The organism is Pseudomonas sp. LS.1a, assembly GCF_022533585.1.
In the GTDB taxonomy this organism is placed as follows: domain Bacteria; phylum Pseudomonadota; class Gammaproteobacteria; order Pseudomonadales; family Pseudomonadaceae; genus Aquipseudomonas.
Map to the genome: position 1 here is coordinate 5,535,946 of NZ_CP092827.1, position 16,607 is coordinate 5,552,552.

General features: G+C 64.7%; 15 protein-coding genes and 1 pseudogene. 10 read left to right on the forward strand and 6 right to left on the reverse strand.

From position 1 onward, the window contains the following. Positions 1-176 precede the first annotated feature (176 nt). Positions 177-1,679, forward strand: a complete 1,503-nt coding sequence (ppx, locus tag MKK04_RS25495) for an exopolyphosphatase (RefSeq protein WP_063912176.1) — start codon at positions 177-179, stop codon at positions 1,677-1,679. Here the strand turns inward: ppx and ppk1 are convergent. Next, positions 1,666-3,909, reverse strand: a complete 2,244-nt coding sequence (ppk1, locus tag MKK04_RS25500; protein ID WP_241106084.1) for a polyphosphate kinase 1 — start codon at positions 3,907-3,909, stop codon at positions 1,666-1,668. The genes ppx and ppk1 overlap by 14 nt on opposite strands. A gap of 213 nt (positions 3,910-4,122) precedes the next feature. Between ppk1 and MKK04_RS25505 the strand changes: the two genes are divergently transcribed. Next, complete coding sequence (locus MKK04_RS25505) at positions 4,123-4,767, forward strand: DedA family protein (RefSeq protein WP_172827492.1); 645 nt, start codon at positions 4,123-4,125, stop codon at positions 4,765-4,767. A gap of 501 nt (positions 4,768-5,268) precedes the next feature. Here the strand turns inward: MKK04_RS25505 and MKK04_RS25510 are convergent. Next, positions 5,269-5,895 (reverse strand): annotated as a pseudogene (locus tag MKK04_RS25510) (sterol desaturase family protein); the annotation flags it as partial. 112 nt (positions 5,896-6,007) lie between these two features. Between MKK04_RS25510 and elbB the strand changes: the two are divergent. Further along, a complete protein-coding gene (gene elbB / locus MKK04_RS25515) occupies positions 6,008-6,667 on the forward strand; it encodes an isoprenoid biosynthesis glyoxalase ElbB (RefSeq protein ID WP_233694030.1) in 660 nt (219 codons plus the stop codon). 179 nt (positions 6,668-6,846) lie between these two features. Here the strand turns inward: elbB and MKK04_RS25520 are convergent, their stop codons facing one another. Next, positions 6,847-7,299 carry a YaiI/YqxD family protein gene (locus MKK04_RS25520; RefSeq protein ID WP_013974739.1) on the reverse strand — a complete coding sequence of 151 codons (453 nt, stop codon included), beginning with the start codon at positions 7,297-7,299 and terminating at the stop codon, positions 6,847-6,849. A 169-nt stretch (positions 7,300-7,468) separates the two neighbouring features. Between MKK04_RS25520 and MKK04_RS25525 the strand changes: the two genes are divergently transcribed. Next, on the forward strand, positions 7,469-10,324 hold the full coding sequence (locus tag MKK04_RS25525) for a class I adenylate cyclase (RefSeq protein ID WP_241106085.1): 2,856 nt from the start codon (positions 7,469-7,471) through the stop codon (positions 10,322-10,324). A gap of 142 nt (positions 10,325-10,466) precedes the next feature. Here MKK04_RS25525 and rnk read toward each other — a convergent pair whose 3' ends face one another. From rnk to cyaY, 3 genes are all read right to left on the reverse strand, one after another. Further along, the gene (gene rnk, locus MKK04_RS25530) at positions 10,467-10,877 is read right to left on the reverse strand and encodes a nucleoside diphosphate kinase regulator (RefSeq protein ID WP_087500868.1); all 411 of its coding nucleotides are present in this window, start codon (positions 10,875-10,877) and stop codon (positions 10,467-10,469) included. Between the two features lie 146 nt (positions 10,878-11,023). Next, positions 11,024-11,248, reverse strand: a complete 225-nt coding sequence (locus MKK04_RS25535) for a DUF1289 domain-containing protein (RefSeq protein ID WP_207837590.1) — start codon at positions 11,246-11,248, stop codon at positions 11,024-11,026. 1 nt (position 11,249) lies between these two features. Next, entirely contained in the window at positions 11,250-11,582 is a 333-nt protein-coding gene (gene cyaY / locus MKK04_RS25540; RefSeq protein ID WP_014592812.1) for an iron donor protein CyaY, read from the reverse strand. A gap of 297 nt (positions 11,583-11,879) precedes the next feature. Here cyaY and lptM point away from each other — a divergent pair, with 297 nt between their 5' ends. From lptM to MKK04_RS25570, 6 genes are read left to right on the forward strand one after another with little or no spacing between them, the layout of a single operon-like run. Beyond that, the gene (gene lptM / locus MKK04_RS25545) at positions 11,880-12,089 is read left to right on the forward strand and encodes an LPS translocon maturation chaperone LptM (protein WP_207837588.1); all 210 of its coding nucleotides are present in this window, start codon (positions 11,880-11,882) and stop codon (positions 12,087-12,089) included. A gap of 9 nt (positions 12,090-12,098) precedes the next feature. After that, entirely contained in the window at positions 12,099-13,346 is a 1,248-nt protein-coding gene (lysA, locus tag MKK04_RS25550) for a diaminopimelate decarboxylase (protein ID WP_207837586.1), read from the forward strand. A gap of 4 nt (positions 13,347-13,350) precedes the next feature. Beyond that, on the forward strand, positions 13,351-14,181 hold the full coding sequence (gene dapF / locus MKK04_RS25555; protein ID WP_063912186.1) for a diaminopimelate epimerase: 831 nt from the start codon (positions 13,351-13,353) through the stop codon (positions 14,179-14,181). A gap of 13 nt (positions 14,182-14,194) precedes the next feature. After that, positions 14,195-14,905 (forward strand): DUF484 family protein, encoded by a 711-nt coding sequence (locus MKK04_RS25560; RefSeq protein WP_207837584.1) that lies wholly within the window; start codon positions 14,195-14,197, stop codon positions 14,903-14,905. Then, positions 14,905-15,804 carry a tyrosine recombinase XerC gene (gene xerC / locus MKK04_RS25565; protein ID WP_025341073.1) on the forward strand — a complete coding sequence of 300 codons (900 nt, stop codon included), beginning with the start codon at positions 14,905-14,907 and terminating at the stop codon, positions 15,802-15,804. Before MKK04_RS25560 ends, xerC begins: the two co-directional genes overlap by 1 nt. Continuing rightward, positions 15,801-16,496 carry an HAD family hydrolase gene (locus tag MKK04_RS25570; protein ID WP_207837582.1) on the forward strand — a complete coding sequence of 232 codons (696 nt, stop codon included), beginning with the start codon at positions 15,801-15,803 and terminating at the stop codon, positions 16,494-16,496. The genes xerC and MKK04_RS25570 overlap by 4 nt, the downstream gene beginning before the upstream one ends. Positions 16,497-16,607 lie beyond the last annotated feature (111 nt).

Consider the following 16,607-nt stretch of genomic DNA (forward strand, 5'->3'; position numbering starts at 1 on the left):
TGAGTGTAACTATAGTTGTGCAAGACGCCGCGAATCGAAACCGTCATACGAGTGTCATAGCATCGAATGGCACATTGCCTTGCATCAAGGCCAGCACAACGGCTGAGTGTCACGCGTTGGCGATAGCCTGCTATCGTGGCACGATTGCCGGGTTAACGACCGAGAAAAACCAGATCATGCCGCATACCATCGCGAAGAACCTGTCCCTGATCGCCGCCATCGACCTTGGCTCCAACAGCTTTCACATGGTCGTGGCCAAGGCCCACCATACCGAAATCCGCATTCTCGAGCGGCTCGGCGAGAAGGTTCAGTTGGCCGCCGGCATCGACGAAGAGCGCATGCTCAGCGAAGAAGCCATGGAACGAGGCCTGGACTGCCTCAAGCGCTTTTCCCAGCTGATCAACGGCATGCCGGCAGGCTCGGTACGCATCGTCGGCACCAACGCCTTGCGCGAAGCGCGCAACCGCAACGAATTCATCCAGCGCGCCGAAGCCATCCTCGGCCACCCGATCGAGGTGATCTCCGGCCGTGAAGAAGCGCGCCTGATCTACCTGGGCGTGTCGCACACCCTGGCCGACACCCCGGGCAAACGCCTGGTGGCCGACATCGGCGGCGGCAGTACCGAGTTCATCATCGGCCAGCGCTTCGAGCCGCTGCTGCGCGAAAGCCTGCAGATGGGCTGCGTCAGCTTCACCCAGCGCTACTTCCGCGACGGCAAGATCACCCCGGCCCGCTACGCCCAGGCCTACACTGCTGCGCGCCTGGAACTGATGAGCATCGAGAATGCCCTGCACCGTCTGACCTGGGACGAGGCCATCGGCTCGTCCGGCACCATTCGCGCCATCGGCGCCGCCATCAAGGCTGGCGGCCTGGGCAATGGCGAGGTCAACGCCGAGGGGCTGGCCTGGGTCAAGCGCAAACTGTTCAAGCTGGGCGAGGTCGACAAGATCGACTTCGAAGGCGTCAAGCCGGACCGCCGCACCATCTTCCCGGCGGGCCTGGCGATTCTCGAAGCGATCTTCGATGCCCTGGAACTGCAACGCATGGACCACTGCGACGGTGCCCTGCGCGAAGGCGTGCTGTTCGACCTGCTGGGCCGCCACCACCACGAAGACGTGCGCGAACGCACCCTGAACTCGCTGATGGAACGCTACCACGTGGACCAGGGCCAGGCCGCGCGCGTCGAGCGCAAGGCCTTGCACGCCTTCGACCAGGTGGCCGACGCGTGGGACCTGAAAGACGGGAACTGGCGCGATCTACTCGGCTGGGCAGCGAAAGTGCACGAAATCGGCCTGGATATCGCCCACTACCACTACCACAAGCACGGCGCCTACCTGATCGAGCACTCCGACCTGTCGGGCTTCTCCCGCGAGGACCAGCAGATGATGGCCTTGCTGGTGCGCGGCCACCGCCGCAACATCCCCAAGGACAAGATCGCCGAGCTGGGTGAGGAAGGGGTCAAGCTGCTGCGCCTGTGCGTGCTGCTGCGCTTCGCCATCCTGTTCCACCACATCCGTGGCAACCAGCAGATGCCGAAGGTCGAGCTCAAGGCTGCCGACAGCAGCCTCGATGTGGCCTTCCCGGAGGGCTGGCTGGAACAGAACCAGCTGACCCAGGCCGACTTCGCCAACGAGGCAGAGTGGCTGGCCCGGGTCGGCTTCGTCCTCAGCGTACGTTGAGGACCGGGTTGCTCAGGCGCTCCAGCAGGGTCGCCTGGGCACTGCGCGGGTTCTGGTTGCCGGTCGGCGTGCTGCGCACGTAGCGCCCGTCCGGCTGCAGGGTCCAGGCGTGGGTGTTGTCGGTCAGGTAGCCTTCCAGTTCCTTCTTCACCCGCAGCAACAGCTTCTTGCCTTCCACCGGGAAGCAGGTCTCGACGCGCTTGTCGAGGTTGCGTTCCATCCAGTCGGCACTGGACAGGTAGATCTGCTCTTCGCCGCCATTGAGGAAGTAGAACACCCGGGTGTGTTCGAGGAAGCGGCCGATGATCGAGCGCACCTGGATGTTGTGGGAAACCCCCGGAATGCCTGGGCGCAGGCAGCACATGCCACGCACCACCAGGTCGATCTTCACGCCCGACTGGCTGGCCTTGTACAGCGCCTTGATGACCTTGGCGTCGGTCAGCGAGTTGAACTTGGCAATGATATGCGCCGGCTTGCCTTCGAGGGCGAACTGGGTTTCCCGCGCGATCATGTCGAGCATGCCCTTCTTCAGGGTGAACGGCGCGTGCAGCAGTTTCTTCATGCGCAGGGTCTTGCCCATACCGATCAACTGGCTGAACAGCTTGCCGACGTCCTCGGTGAGGGCGTCGTCGGAGGTCAGCAGGCTGTAGTCGGTGTACAGGCGGGCGTTGCCGGCGTGGTAGTTGCCGGTGCCCAGGTGCGCATAACGCACGATCTCGCCCTGCTCGCGACGCAGGATCAGCATCATCTTGGCGTGGGTCTTGAAGCCGACCACACCGTAGATCACCACCGCACCGGCAGCCTGCAGGCGGCTGGCCATCTGCAGGTTGGACTCTTCGTCGAAGCGCGCCCGCAGCTCGATCACCGCGGTGACCTCCTTGCCGTTACGCGCCGCGTCCACCAGCGCGTCGACGATTTCCGAGTTGGCTCCGGAACGGTACAGGGTCTGGCGCACGGCAAGCACGTGCGGGTCCTTGGCGGCCTGGCGCAGCAGGTCGATCACCGGGGTGAAGGACTCGAACGGGTGCATCAGCAGGATGTCCTGCTTGCCGATCACGCTGAAGATGTTGTCGGCGTTCTGCAGCAGCTTGGGGATCGCCGGGGTGAACGGGGTGTACTGCAGCTCGGGATGGCTGTCCAGGCCGGTGATGCTGAACAGGCGGGTAAGGTTGACCGGGCCGTTGACCTGGTACAGCTCGCTTTCGCTGAGGCTGAACTGCTTGAGCAGGTAGTCCGACAGGTGTTTCGGGCAGGTGTCGGCCACCTCCAGGCGCACGGCGTCACCATAGCGGCGCGAGAACAGCTCACCTCGCAGGGCGCGGGCCAGGTCGTCGACTTCTTCGGAGTCCAGCGCCAGGTCGGCGTTACGGGTCAGGCGGAACTGGTAGCAGCCTTTCACCTTCATGCCCTGGAACAGGTCGTCGGCGTGCGCGTGGATCATCGACGACAGGAACACGTAGTTGGCGCCTGGCCCCCCCACATCTTCCGGCACGCGGATGACCCGCGGCAGCAGGCGCGGGGCCGGGATGATCGCCAGGCCCGAATCGCGGCCAAAGGCGTCGACACCTTCAAGCTCGACGATAAAGTTGAGGCTCTTGTTCACCAGCAGCGGGAACGGGTGGGTCGGGTCCAGGCCGATCGGGGTGATGATCGGGGCGATTTCGTCGCGGAAGTAACGGCGCACCCAGGTCTTGAGCTTGGGTGTCCAGTAACGGCGGCGGATGAAGCGGATATGGTGTTTTTCCAGCTCGGGCAGCAGCACGTCGTTGAGGATTGCGTACTGGCGCTCTACTTCGCTGTGCACCAGGTCGCTGATGCGCGCCAGTGCCTGGTGCGGCTGCAGGCCATCGGCGCCGGCCTGTTCACGGGCGAAGTTGATCTGCTTCTTCAGGCCGGCGACACGGATCTCGAAGAACTCGTCGAGGTTGCTGGAGAAGATCAACAGGAACTTGAGGCGTTCGAGCAGCGGATAGTTCTCGTCCAGCGCCTGTTCCAGCACACGGATATTGAATTGCAGCTGCGAGAGCTCGCGATGAATGTACAGGCTGCTGTCGTCCAGGCCTGGGACGATGATCGCCGGGGCCGGTGCGGGCGCCGGAGCCGCAGGCTCTGCCACCGGTTCTGCCGCAGGCACGGGCGTCGGCGGCAGGTCTGGCGGGGTCTGCACCATCTCTTCGGGGATTTCCTGAGCATCCTTGATCGCGACAGGGGTTAGCACTTCATTATTCATCTGGCGTTCCTGAGGACGTTAACGCCCTATCATCAATTGAGCGGCAAGATAAGCGCCCATTATGACGCCTGTGTTACACACCAGGGCAAGCCATGGCGCATGGCTTCTGGCATTCTCCGAGCAGGAATTGTTCATGTCGAGACACATTTGGACACTTTCACGAACGCGCGCGAAGGGGTAGGCTTCGCGTTCATTTCGCCAGCACCTCAGAAAATGCTTCAACAATTCCTGCAGGATTTCGGCTACTTCGCCCTTTTTCTAGGCACCTTCTTCGAAGGCGAGACCATTCTGGTGCTTGCGGGGTTCCTTGCGTTCCGCGGTTACATGGACATCAATCTGGTGTGCCTGGTGGCGTTTTTCGGCAGCTATGCCGGCGACCAGCTGTGGTACTTCATGGGCCGTCGCCACGGGCGCAGGATCCTGGCACGCAAACCACGCTGGCAGGCGATGGGTGACCGGGCGCTGGACCACATCCGTCGCCACCCCGACATCTGGGTACTGAGTTTCCGCTTCGTCTATGGCCTGCGCACGGTCATGCCGGTGGCCATTGGTCTGTCTGGCTACCCGCCACGCCGCTACCTGCTGCTGAACGGTATCGGCGCGGCCATCTGGGCAGTGGCCCTGGGCGCGGCCGCGTATCACTTCGGCGCCATCCTCGAAGGCCTGCTGGGCAATGTGAAGCGCTACGAGCTATGGGTGCTCGGCGGCCTGCTGGCGCTGGGCGGCCTGCTGTGGCTGCGCCGGCGCTTCCGCACGTTGCGCGCGGAGCGCAAGGCGGCGGGCATGCCCCAGGCCCCAGAGGCTGAGCAGGCTGTAAGCCACGAGCAGGAACCAGGCCAGCGGCACGACCACCGCTAAGCCCAGTGCGCCGGCCAGGTACAGCGCCGGCGCATTCGCCAACAGCCGTACCCACTCCAGGCGCACGGCCCATGGCCGGTTCTCCAGCAGCGCGCCCAGCACGAACAAACCAAACGCCATCAGCGCCCAGCCGAGTACCAGTGCGGCGGTTGGCACGCGCTCGGCCACATCCATCAGGTAGCTGCCCAGCGCCACGTAAACCACGAATTGCGCCGCCACATAGGCCTGCTGCGCGCGGCCCAGGGCCACCTCGAACTTGCGAAACAACGCCAGGTCCTGCTTGGCCTGTGGGTAGCGTGCGGCCACATCGGCCGGGCGCCAGCCGGTGGGCATGAACCAGATACGCAGCTTGTCCCACAGGCTGCCGGCGCGCCGGGCATCGTGCCAGAGCTGGGCATAGAACTGCAGGTTGGCCCACAACGGGTTCCAGCTGGCCAGCGGCGTGGTCACCCCGAACACCACCGGTTCGGCGGGGTCCTCCTCTTTGAAGGTGCCGAACAGACGGTCCCAGAGAATGAACACGCCGCCATAATTGCGATCCAAGTAAGCAGGATTTTGCGCATGGTGGACGCGATGGTTGGATGGCGTGATCAACACCCACTCGAGCCAGCCCAGCTTGGGAATGTGCCGGGTATGCACCCAGAACTGGTACAGCAGGTTGAGCGAGGCCACCGTGATGAACACCAGCGGTGGCACACCGAGCAACGCCAGCGGCAGGTAGAACAGCCACGAGAAGATGAACCCGCTGCTGGTCTGGCGCAGCGCCGTGGTGAGGTTGTACTCCTCGCTCTGGTGATGCACCGAGTGCGCAGCCCACAGCACGTTGCGCTCGTGGCCAAGACGGTGCAGCCAGTAGTAGCAGAAGTCATACAGGACAAAGGCCAGCAGCCACACCCACCAGGCCTGCGGTGGCAGGCGCAGCAGCGCCAGGTGCTCGAACGCCAGGGCATAGGTCACCAGCCCTACCCCTTTGGTCAGCAAGCCGGTACTGGTCGACAGCGCGCCGGTGCTGAGGCTGTTGATCGAGTCGGCCAGGGTGAAGTTGCGCTGGCCACGTACGCGGTCAGCCACCAGCTCGACGGCGATCAGCACGAAGAAGAACGGCACGGCCAGCAGGATCAGGTCCATGGGTACGACCTCAGACGTTATCCGCCAAGATTAGGCCGCGCTCGCAGGAATCCCTATGGCTACATCTGCCAAACTAGAGGACATTTAGCGCCTCGACACTGGAGTAAAAAGCATGACAAAAAAAGTAGCGGTGATTCTTTCCGGCTGTGGCGTTTATGACGGCGCCGAAATCCACGAAAGCGTGATCACCCTGCTGCGCCTCGACCAGCGTGGTGCGCAGGTGCAGTGCTTCGCGCCGAACATTGCGCAGATGCATGTGATCAACCACCTGACTGGCGAGGAAATGCCCGAGTCGCGCAATGTGCTGGTGGAGTCGGCGCGCATTGCCCGCGGTGAGGTCAAGGACATCCGCGAAGCCAAGGCCGAAGACTTCGATGCGCTGATCGTGCCGGGCGGTTTCGGGGCGGCGAAGAACCTGTCCAACTTTGCCGTGGAAGGCGCCAACTGCAGCGTCCACCCGGATGTGCTGGCCCTGGCCGAAGCCTTTGCCGACGCCTGCAAGCCGGTTGGCCTGATCTGCATCTCGCCGGCGCTGGCGGCGAAGATCTACGGGCCAGGCGTGGTCTGCACCATTGGTAGCGACGCCGGCACTGCGGCGGCCGTGACGAAGATGGGTGGCACCCATGAAGAGTGCGATGTGCACGATATTGTCGAGGACATCCAGCGCAAGCTGGTGACTACCCCGGCATACATGGAGGCCAAGTCGATCAGTGAAGCGGCTGGCGGGATCTACAAGCTGGTGGATCGGGTGCTGGAGCTGACCCACGAGTAACGGGTGCAAGATTCAGAATCTGACGCGGTCCCTGTGGGAGCGGCCTTGTGTCGCGAAAGGGCCGCAGCGCGGCCCCGGCAATTTATGCGGCGATGCTGAAATCCTGGGGCCGCTTCGCGGCCCTTTCGCGACACAAGGCCGCTCCCACACGTCGCACCCACCCCGCCAGCAGGGTCGCTTCAGGGTTTGGATAACCGGGCAATGATCCGGTCCAGCGCATTGGCAAACGCCTGCTTCTCACGCTCGCCATAAGGCGCCTGCCCTCCCCCCACCTGGCCCTGCTCGCGCAGCTCGGTGAACAGGTTGCGCGCAGCCAGGCGGTCGCCCATGTTGCGCTCGTCGAACTCGCGCCCGCGCGGGTCCAGCGCCGCCACGCCCTTTTTCACCAGGCGGTCGGCCAACGGCACGTCACTGCAGATCACCAGCTCGCCGGGCACGGCGTGCTCCACCAGGTAATCGTCGGCCGCGTCCATGCCGCTGGGCACCACGATCAGGCGCACGATCGCGAACGCCGGTTTGGCCACAGCCTGGCCCGCCACCATCACCACCTCGAACTTGCGCTTGAGGGCGAACTTGACGATCAGATCCTTGGCCGCCTTGGGGCAGGCGTCGGCATCGATCCAAACACGCATCGGAAAACCTCGCAATCAGCTTTAGGCCGCCATCATGCCTCAAGCGCAGCGAAAGCTGGAGCAGCCCACGCGCGCTGGAAAAATGGCGCCAATATTTCAATTGCCGCTTATCCACCTGCGCCACTCAGGCTAAACTCGCCACAGCTCCGCTGGCCTGCCCGAGTGCGCAATGAACCACCCCCACGAAATCCGCCCCGACCTGGACGAAGGTATCGACCGCAAGGTCCTGGCGACATTGCGTGCGCGCTTCCTGCGGCTCAACCAGGGCCGGCTGCAGCGGGCCCTGGAGGGCCTGTCGACGCGCCAGCAACAGGTGCTGACGCTGCTGCCGCTGCTGTTTCATGTGAACCACCCTCTGCTGCCGGGCTATGTCTCCGGCAGCACCCCCGCTGGCGTATCGGGCTACGAGCCAAGTACCGACCTGGTAGTCGAGGCCCAGCGCCTGGCCCGCTCGTTCACCTACAAGGCCCGCCATGGCAATTCACCTCGGCCGATCCACGGCCTGTTCCTGATGGGCAGCCTGGGCTCGCTGGCCCAGGCCGAGCAAAGCGACATGGACCTGTGGGTGTGCCATGCACCCGGCCTGGCCGACGAGCTGCTGGACGAACTGCGGCGCAAATGCCAGCTGCTGGAGGCGTGGGCGGAAAGCCTGGGTGCCGAGGCGCACTTCTTCCTGATCGACACGCAAGGTTTCGCCCAGGGCCAACGCGAAGGCCAGCTCGGCTCCGACGACTGCGGCACCACCCAGCACTATCTGCTGCTGGACGAGTTCTATCGCACCACTATCTGGCTGGCCGGGCGTACGCCGCTGTGGTGGCTGGTGCCGGTCTACCAGGAACACCATTACCACGCCTACACCCAGACCCTGCTGTCCAAGCGCTTCATCCGCAGTCAGGACGCCCTCGATCTCGGCAACCTGGCCCACATCCCGCCCGGCGAGTTCGTCGGCGCCGGCTTGTGGCAACTGTTCAAAGGTATCGACTCACCCTACAAGTCGCTGCTCAAGTTGCTGCTGACCGAGGCCTACGCCAGCGAACACCCCTCCGTACGCTGCCTGAGCCTGGACTACAAGCAGGCTGTGTTCGCCAACCAGCTTGACCTCGACGAGCTGGACCCCTACGTGATGGTGTACCGGCGTATCGAGCGCTACCTGCTGCAGCGTGGCGAATTCGCGCGCCTGGAGCTGGTGCGGCGCAGCCTGTACCTGAAGGTGAACAAGAAGCTCAGCGACCCGGCCCGGGCCAATGGCTGGCAACGCCGACTGTTGCAACGCCTGGCTGACGAGTGGGGCTGGGACGAGCGCCAGCTGGCCCTGCTGGACAGCCGCAGCCAATGGAAAGTGCAGCAAGTTGCCGTCGAACGCCGTGAACTGGTGGCCGAACTGAACCACAGCTACCGCTTCCTCAGCCAGTTCGCCCGCACCCAGAACGCCAGCAGCCGCGCCGACCAGCGCGATCTCAATGTGCTGGGCAGGCGGCTTTACGCGGCCTTCGAGCGCCGCGCCGGCAAGGTCGAAGTGATCAACCCGGGTATCGCCCCGGACCTGGCCGAAGGTACCCTGACCCTGGTCCAGGCGCCCAACCGCAAGGAGCCCGGCAGCCACCACTGGGGGCTGTACACCGGCAACCTGAGCCCCCATGAGGTGGACCACTTCAGCCCGCTCAAGCGCTGCCGCGAGCTGCTCGAACTGCTGACCTGGGCCCATCGCAACGGGGTGATCGACAGCAGCACGCGCCTGGCGCTGCACCCGGGTGTCAGCGACCTCAGCGAATACGAGCTGTTCAACCTGGTCGGCTGCCTGCAGCAAAGCATCCCCCTGCCCTTGCCGACCGTCAGCGAGGTGCGCCTGCTGCAACCCAGCGTTGCCGACGAAGTGCTGCTGCTGGTCAACGTCGCCATCGACCCGCTGCGTCACCACCGCGACCTGAACATCCTGATGACCACCGAGCGCACCGACTCGTTGAGCTATGCAGGCGTGCGCGAGAACCTGGTACTGACCCTGGACCAGGTCACCCTCAACAGCTGGAACGAGGTATTGGTCCAGCGCTTTGATGGCGAGCACGCGCTGGTGCGCTGCCTGCGCGACTTCCTCAACAGCCCCGTGCTGCGCGGCCACCGGCCGAGGGTGCGGGTGCGCTGCTTCTGCCAGAGCCGCGCCCAGGCCATCGGCCAACGCGTGGAGGAAATTTTCGACACCGTGCAGCTGCTGCTGGACCAGGGCCTGAACCACCGCTACCTGCTGCAGGTGGCCCAGCACACCCATGTGCTGGAGCTGCTGCCCGGGCATGTCGGCCTGACCACCCTGGCCGAACATGAGGCGCTGCTGGAGCACCTGGGCGAAGAGCGTATTGCCTACAGCCCGCTGTACCTGGATGCCAACGCTTTGCAGGACCACGACCTGCGCCTGGTGCTGGAGCAGGGCCGGCCGGCCTGCATCCAGGTGTTCTACCGCCTGCAGAGTGGCTGGGCCGAACTGTATGTGCTGGATGAATACAACGCCCTGTGGCAACAACGCCTGCCCCTGCACGACGAAGCCCACCTGCTGTTGCCGCTGCAGCGTTTTCTGCGCTCGGTGGTGATGCGCCGCGATGCCCGGCTTCCGCTGGATAACCTGCGGCCGGCCTCGCTGGACATCCTCTACGCGCAACTGTTGCCGTCCGGGCCAGGCAAGGCCCGCAGCATCGAGCCGCGCCTGGCCCCGGTCGAAGGTAGCGACCAGCCTTACTATGAGGTGCAGGCGATCATCCAGGCCGGGGTGGCCGGCGCGGCCCATGTGACGCTGTATTGCGACCAGCAGGAGTTTTCCGAACTGGAGCATGGTGAGCAGCTGTATGCGGTGGTGGCCCGGCAGATCATCGGCCAGCGACGAGGTGCAGGGCAGTACCGCTGCTACATCACCGACCTGGACTTGTCCGAATTGCTGGATGACCAGTTGGGGTCGACGCAGGTGTACCTGCGCTACAAGCGGGAGCTGGAGCAGGCTTTGAACGAGGGGTTGGAGCAGGTTTTGGCGCAAGAGGCTTGAATTGCCAGGGGCGCGTTGCGCCCCTTTCGCGACACAAGGCCGCTCCTGCATCGTTCGTGCAAACCCAACTCATGGGGACTACGCGGACATTGTGGGAGCGGCCTTGTGTCGCGAAAGGGCCGCAAAGCGGCCCCCATGGCCCTTACAGGTCGAAATCGCCCGCGGCTTCTGGCTGGTATTCCACTTCCAGCAACTTCAGCTTGAGGGTCTTGCCCCCCGGTGCCGGCCAGTCGATCTGCTCGCCCACCGACAACCCCAGCAAGGCGCAACCAATCGGCGCCAGGATCGAGACCTTGCCTTCCGGTCCGGCATCCTTCGGGTACACCAGGGTCAAGTGGTAATCCTTGCCGCTGGCTTCCTCACGGCAGTGCACGCGCGAGTTCATGGTCACCACGCCAGCCGGGACTTCCTCGTGACCGACCACCTGCTCGGCGCGGTCCAGCTCGCCCATCAAGGCGAGCACACCCGGCGTACTCTCGTCGAGGCTGTCGATCAGACGCTCCAGACGTTGTACGTCCAATCGGGTGAGGATGAGGGAAGGCTTGGTGCTCATGATCCAGTCAGACTCCTTTGAACAGGCGGTTTTCATCGTGCAGATAAAGCAAAACCCCGCCCAAGGGCGGGGTTTGTGAAGGCTTTGGCGTCACCGACGCAGAACCCGACGTTACCACAGCCGGGTAAATACTCAAGCCCTTGCGATCAGTGTGCCTTAGCCTGGTCGCGCAGGGCCTGGGCCTCGCGGCAAATCTGCCGGCGCCGCTCGTCATCGGCCGAGCGCCATTCGCGGATGTGCTCGACATGCCGGTGGCAACCTGTGCAGACCCGCTGTTCGTCCAGCCGGCAAACGCTGATGCAGGGCGACGGCACGGCGGGGCTGACATTGCTGTAGAGCGGCTTGGGCGGCCGGGTCTGGGTGCTACTCATGTCAGATCTCGTCGAAGTCCAGCTTCTCGCCGGCCCGCTCCCAGACGATGCGCTCGAGCATTTCGCCCAGCAGCTCCTCGCTCTTCTCGCACACCCACTTGCCGCTGTCTTCGTCGTAGTCGAAGTGGAAACCGCCGGAGCGGTCGGCCAGCCACAGCTGACGCAGCGGCTCCTGGCGGCTGAAGATCAGTTGGGCGCCGCCCTCGAACTTGACGGTGAGGACGCCGCCGGAGTTTTCCATGTCCAGGTCCAGGCCGCTCTCGTCGAACAGGTCTTCCAGGGCCTGTTGGGTCGCGTCGACCAGATCATGGAAACGCGCTTCACTCAAACTCATTGCAGGAACCTCGAAATTGGCTGCGTTACAGGCAAGCCCGGCAAGATACGGGCGCTTGCCGCCGAATGCAAAGGTTTAGCCGCTACCTTCACAGGCCCCTTCGCGGCCAAAGCCGCTCCCACAGGGGTAACGCAAGGCCCGAGGCCAGTGCAGTACCTGTGGGAGCGGCTTTAGCCGCGAAAGGGCCTTTGCAGGCGGTAAGAATAGCCCGCCCGGCGGGCCGGCCCTTGCATAGGCAAGCCGTCGGTCGCTCGGTATACTCGGTCGCAATACTGCATATTTCTAAGGATTTCACCCATGAAGCGCCTGATTTCCTCCCTCGCGGCGCTGGTCGCTGTTGCCTGCCTCGTTTCGGCCTGCGGTCAGAAAGGCCCGCTGTACCTGCCTGAAGACGGCAAGGACGGCAAGGCCAGCCACAAGTCGCACCAGTACCAGCCAAAAGCCAAGCCGGCCCCGACGCAGCAGCCCGAGCTGCAGTCCGAGCCCGAGCAGTCGCCAGCGCAGTAAGGAAACCAGATGAACGCTTTCAACTACCGCGACGGCGAGCTGTTCGCGGAAGGCGTGGGCCTGTCGGCCATCGCCGAACGCTACGGTACCCCGACCTACGTCTATTCGCGTGCCCACATCGAGGCCCAGTACCGTAGCTACGCCGACGCCCTGCAAGGCACCGAGCACCTGGTGTGCTTTGCGGTCAAGGCCAACTCCAACCTCGGCGTACTGAACGTGCTGGCGCGCCTGGGCGCAGGCTTCGACATCGTCTCTGGCGGTGAGCTGGAGCGCGTGCTGGCCGCTGGCGGCCGTGCCGACCGCGTGGTGTTCTCCGGCGTTGGCAAGACCCGCGACGACATGCGCCGTGCCCTGGAAGTCGGCGTGCACTGCTTCAACGTCGAATCCACCGATGAACTGGAGCGCCTGCAAGTGGTGGCCGCCGAGATGGGCAAGGTTGCCCCGGTCTCGCTGCGGGTCAACCCGGACGTCGACGCCGGCACCCACCCGTACATCTCCACCGGCCTGAAAGAAAACAAGTTCGGCATCGCCATCGCCGATGCCGAGGCCATCTACGTGCGCGCCGCGCAGCTGCCGAACCTGGAAGTGGTCGGTGTCGACTGCCACATCGGCTCGCAGCTGACCACCGTCGAGCCTTTCCTCGATGCCCTCGACCGCCTGCTGGTGCTGGTCGACCGCCTGGCCGAGTGCGGCATCCACCTGCGCCATCTGGACCTGGGTGGCGGTGTCGGCGTACGTTACCGCGATGAGGAGCCGCCGCTGGTGGGCGACTACATCAAGGCCATCCGCGAACGCGTTGGCGACCGCGACCTGGCACTGGTGTTCGAACCGGGCCGCTATATCGTGGCCAACGCCGGCGTCCTGCTGACCCGCGTGGAATACCTCAAGCACACCGAACACAAGGACTTCGCCATCATCGATGCGGCGATGAACGACCTGATCCGCCCGGCCCTGTACCAGGCCTGGATGGGCGTCAGTGCGGTCAAGCCACGCACAGGCGAAGGCCGTGCCTACGACCTGGTCGGCCCGATCTGCGAGACTGGCGACTTCCTCGGCAAGGACCGCGTGCTGAACCTGGCCGAAGGTGACCTGCTGGCCGTACAGTCCGCGGGCGCCTATGGTTTTGTCATGAGCTCCAACTACAACACCCGTGGCCGTTGCGCTGAAATCCTGGTCGACGGTGACCAGGCCTTCGAAGTACGCCGCCGCGAGACCATCGCCGAATTGTACGCTGGCGAAAGCCTGCTGCCGGAGTAAGCCCATGCTGCTGCGTTTTACCAAGATGCATGGGCTGGGCAACGACTTCATGGTCCTCGACCTGGTCAGCCAGCACGCGCACATCCAGCCCAAGCACGCCAAGCAATGGGGTGACCGCCACACCGGCATCGGCTTCGACCAGTTGCTGATCGTCGAGGCACCGAACAACCCGGAAGTGGACTTCCGCTACCGCATCTTCAACGCCGACGGCTCCGAGGTCGAGCAGTGCGGCAACGGTGCGCGCTGCTTCGCCCGCTTCGTGCTGGACAAGCGCCTGACCGCGAAAAAGCGTATCCGCGTGGAAACCAAGAGCGGCATCATCGAACTGGACGTGCAGAATGACGGCCAGGTCAGTGTCGACATGGGGCCACCGCGCTTCATCCCTGCCGAAATCCCCTTCGTCGCCGACGAGCAGGCGCTGAGCTACCCACTGGAAGTCGACGGCCAGGTGCATTCGATTGCCGCCGTGTCCATGGGTAACCCGCATGCCGTGCTGCGTGTCGACGACGTGCGTACCGCCCCCGTGCACCAACTGGGCCCGAAGATCGAGAACCACCCGCGCTTCCCGCAGCGGGTGAATGCCGGCTTCCTCCAGGTCATCGACCGCCACCGCGCCAACCTGCGCGTGTGGGAACGCGGCGCGGGCGAAACCCAGGCCTGCGGCACTGGCGCCTGCGCCGCCGCCGTGGCAGCGATCAGCCAGGGCTGGATGGACTCCCCGGTGTCCCTCGACCTGCCCGGTGGCCGCCTGCACATCGAATGGGCCGGCCCCGGCAAGCCCGTTGTGATGACTGGCCCGGCCGTACGCGTCTACGAAGGACAGGTTCGTCTCTAAGCGAGTAACCGCCATGACCGATCAGCCCCAGGTTGTACCCCAGCAGTCCGCTGAGCTCGATGCCGAAGCGGTGGTCGCCTACCTGCGCGCCCACCCCACCTTCTTCGCCGAACACGACGAGCTGCTGATCGAACAGCGCATCCCCCACCAGCGTGGCGACAGCGTGTCGCTGGTGGAGCGCCAGCTCAAGCTGCTGCGCGACCGCAACATCGAGATGCGCCACCGCCTGTCGCAACTGATGGATGTAGCCCGCGACAACGACCGGCTGTTCGACAAGACCCGCCGGCTGATCCTCGACCTGCTCGACGCCGGCAACCTGGAAGAAGTGGTGATGGCGGTCGAAGACAGCCTGCGCCAGGAATTCCAGGTGCCCTTCGTCAGCCTGATCCTGTTCGGCGAAAACGTCGCGCCGGTCGGGCGCTGGGTCAGCAACGCCGAAGCACAGCAGGCCATCGGAGCCCTGCTGGGCGGCGGCAAGACGGTCAGCGGCAACCTGCGCGAGCACGAACTGGCCTTCCTGTTCGGTGAAGAACAGCGCCGGGAAGTAGGCTCCAGCGCCGTGGCTGCCCTGGAATACCAGGGCCTGCACGGGGTGCTGGCGATCGGCAGCCGCGACCCGCAACACTACAAGAGCAGCGTCGGCACCCTGTTCCTCGGCTACATCGCCGAAGTACTTGGCCGCGTTGTGCCACGCGTTACCCAGACCCTGCGCCCGGTACGCTGATGGAACGCCAGCTGGAGGCTTATTGCGCACACCTGCGCAATGAGCGCCAGGTGTCCGAGCACACCCTGCTGGGCTACCGTCGCGATCTGGACAAGGTCGTCGCCTACTGCAAGGAACACGGCATTGCCGGCTGGCAGGCGCTGCAGATTCAGCAGCTGCGCCAGCTGATCGCCCGCCAGCACCACCATGGCCAGTCATCGCGCAGCCTGGCGCGGCTGCTGTCGGCAGTGCGCGGCCTGTACCGCTACCTGAACCGCGAAGGCCTGTGCCAGCACGACCCGGCCAGCGGCCTGAGTGCGCCCAAGGGCGAACGCCGGCTGCCCAAGGTGCTGGATACCGACCGCGCCCTGCAACTGCTTGATGGCGGGGTCGACGATGACTTCATCGCCCGTCGCGACCAGGCTATCCTCGAACTGTTCTATTCGTCGGGCCTGCGCCTGTCCGAGCTGACCAACCTCGACCTCGATCACCTCGACCTCGCCGCCGGCCTGGTGCAGGTGCTGGGCAAGGGCGGCAAAGCCCGCGTGCTACCGGTTGGCCGCAAGGCCCGCGAGGCCTTGCAGGCCTGGTACCGCCTGCGCGGCATCGGCAACCCGCGCGACCGCGCAGTGTTCATCACCCGCCAGGGCAACCGCATCAGCCCACGGGCCGTTCAACAACGGGTGAAAGCAGCCGGTGAGCGCGAGCTGGGCCAGCACCTGCACCCGCACATGCTCCGCCACTCCTTCGCCAGCCATGTGCTGGAATCGTCCCAGGACCTGCGCGCGGTGCAGGAGATGCTCGGCCATGCCGACATCGGCACCACGCAGATCTACACCCACCTGGACTTCCAGCACCTGGCCGCGGTGTACGACAGCGCCCACCCTCGGGCCAAACGCAGCAAAGGCACAGACTCATGAGCATCAAGCTGATCACCTTCGACCTCGACGACACCCTGTGGGATACCGCGCCGGTAATCGCCAGCGCGGAAGTCGTGCTGCGCGACTGGCTCGAAGCCAACGCCCCAATCCTTGGCGGCGTGCCGGTGGAGCACCTGTTCGCCATCCGCGAGCGCCTGGTGCAAGCCGAACCCGGCCTGAAGCACCGTATCAGCGCCCTGCGCCGACGGGTGCTGTTCCATGCACTGGAAGAAGTCGGCTACAGCGAAAAGCATGCGCAGGAACTGGCCAATGAAGGCTTTGAAGTGTTCTTGCATGCCCGCCACCAGGTAGAGATTTTCCCGGAGGTGCAGCCGGTGCTGGAGATCCTGCGCCATCACTACACCCTGGGCGTGGTCACCAACGGCAATGCCGACGTGAGCCGGCTGGGGCTGGCGGATTATTTCCGCTTTGCCCTGTGTGCCGAGGATCTCGGCATCGGCAAGCCGGACCCGGCGCCGTTCCTCGAAGCCCTGCGCCGCGGTGACGTGGAGGCCAGCGCGGCGGTGCACATTGGCGACCACCCCGGCGATGACATCGCCGGTGCCCAGCGTGCCGGGCTGCGGGCGGTGTGGTTCAACCCCCTGGGCAAGCCCTGGGTAGGCGAGCAGGCGCCGGATGCCGAGATCCAGCGCCTGTCGCAGTTGCCCGACATCCTCGCGCGCTGGCGCTGACAGGGGCCGCTGCGCGGCCCATTCGCGGGTAAACCCGCTCCCACAGGTTCACCACTGCCCTCAGGTCCTGCGCCGTCCCTGTGGGAGCGGGTTTACCCGCGAAGAGGCCGG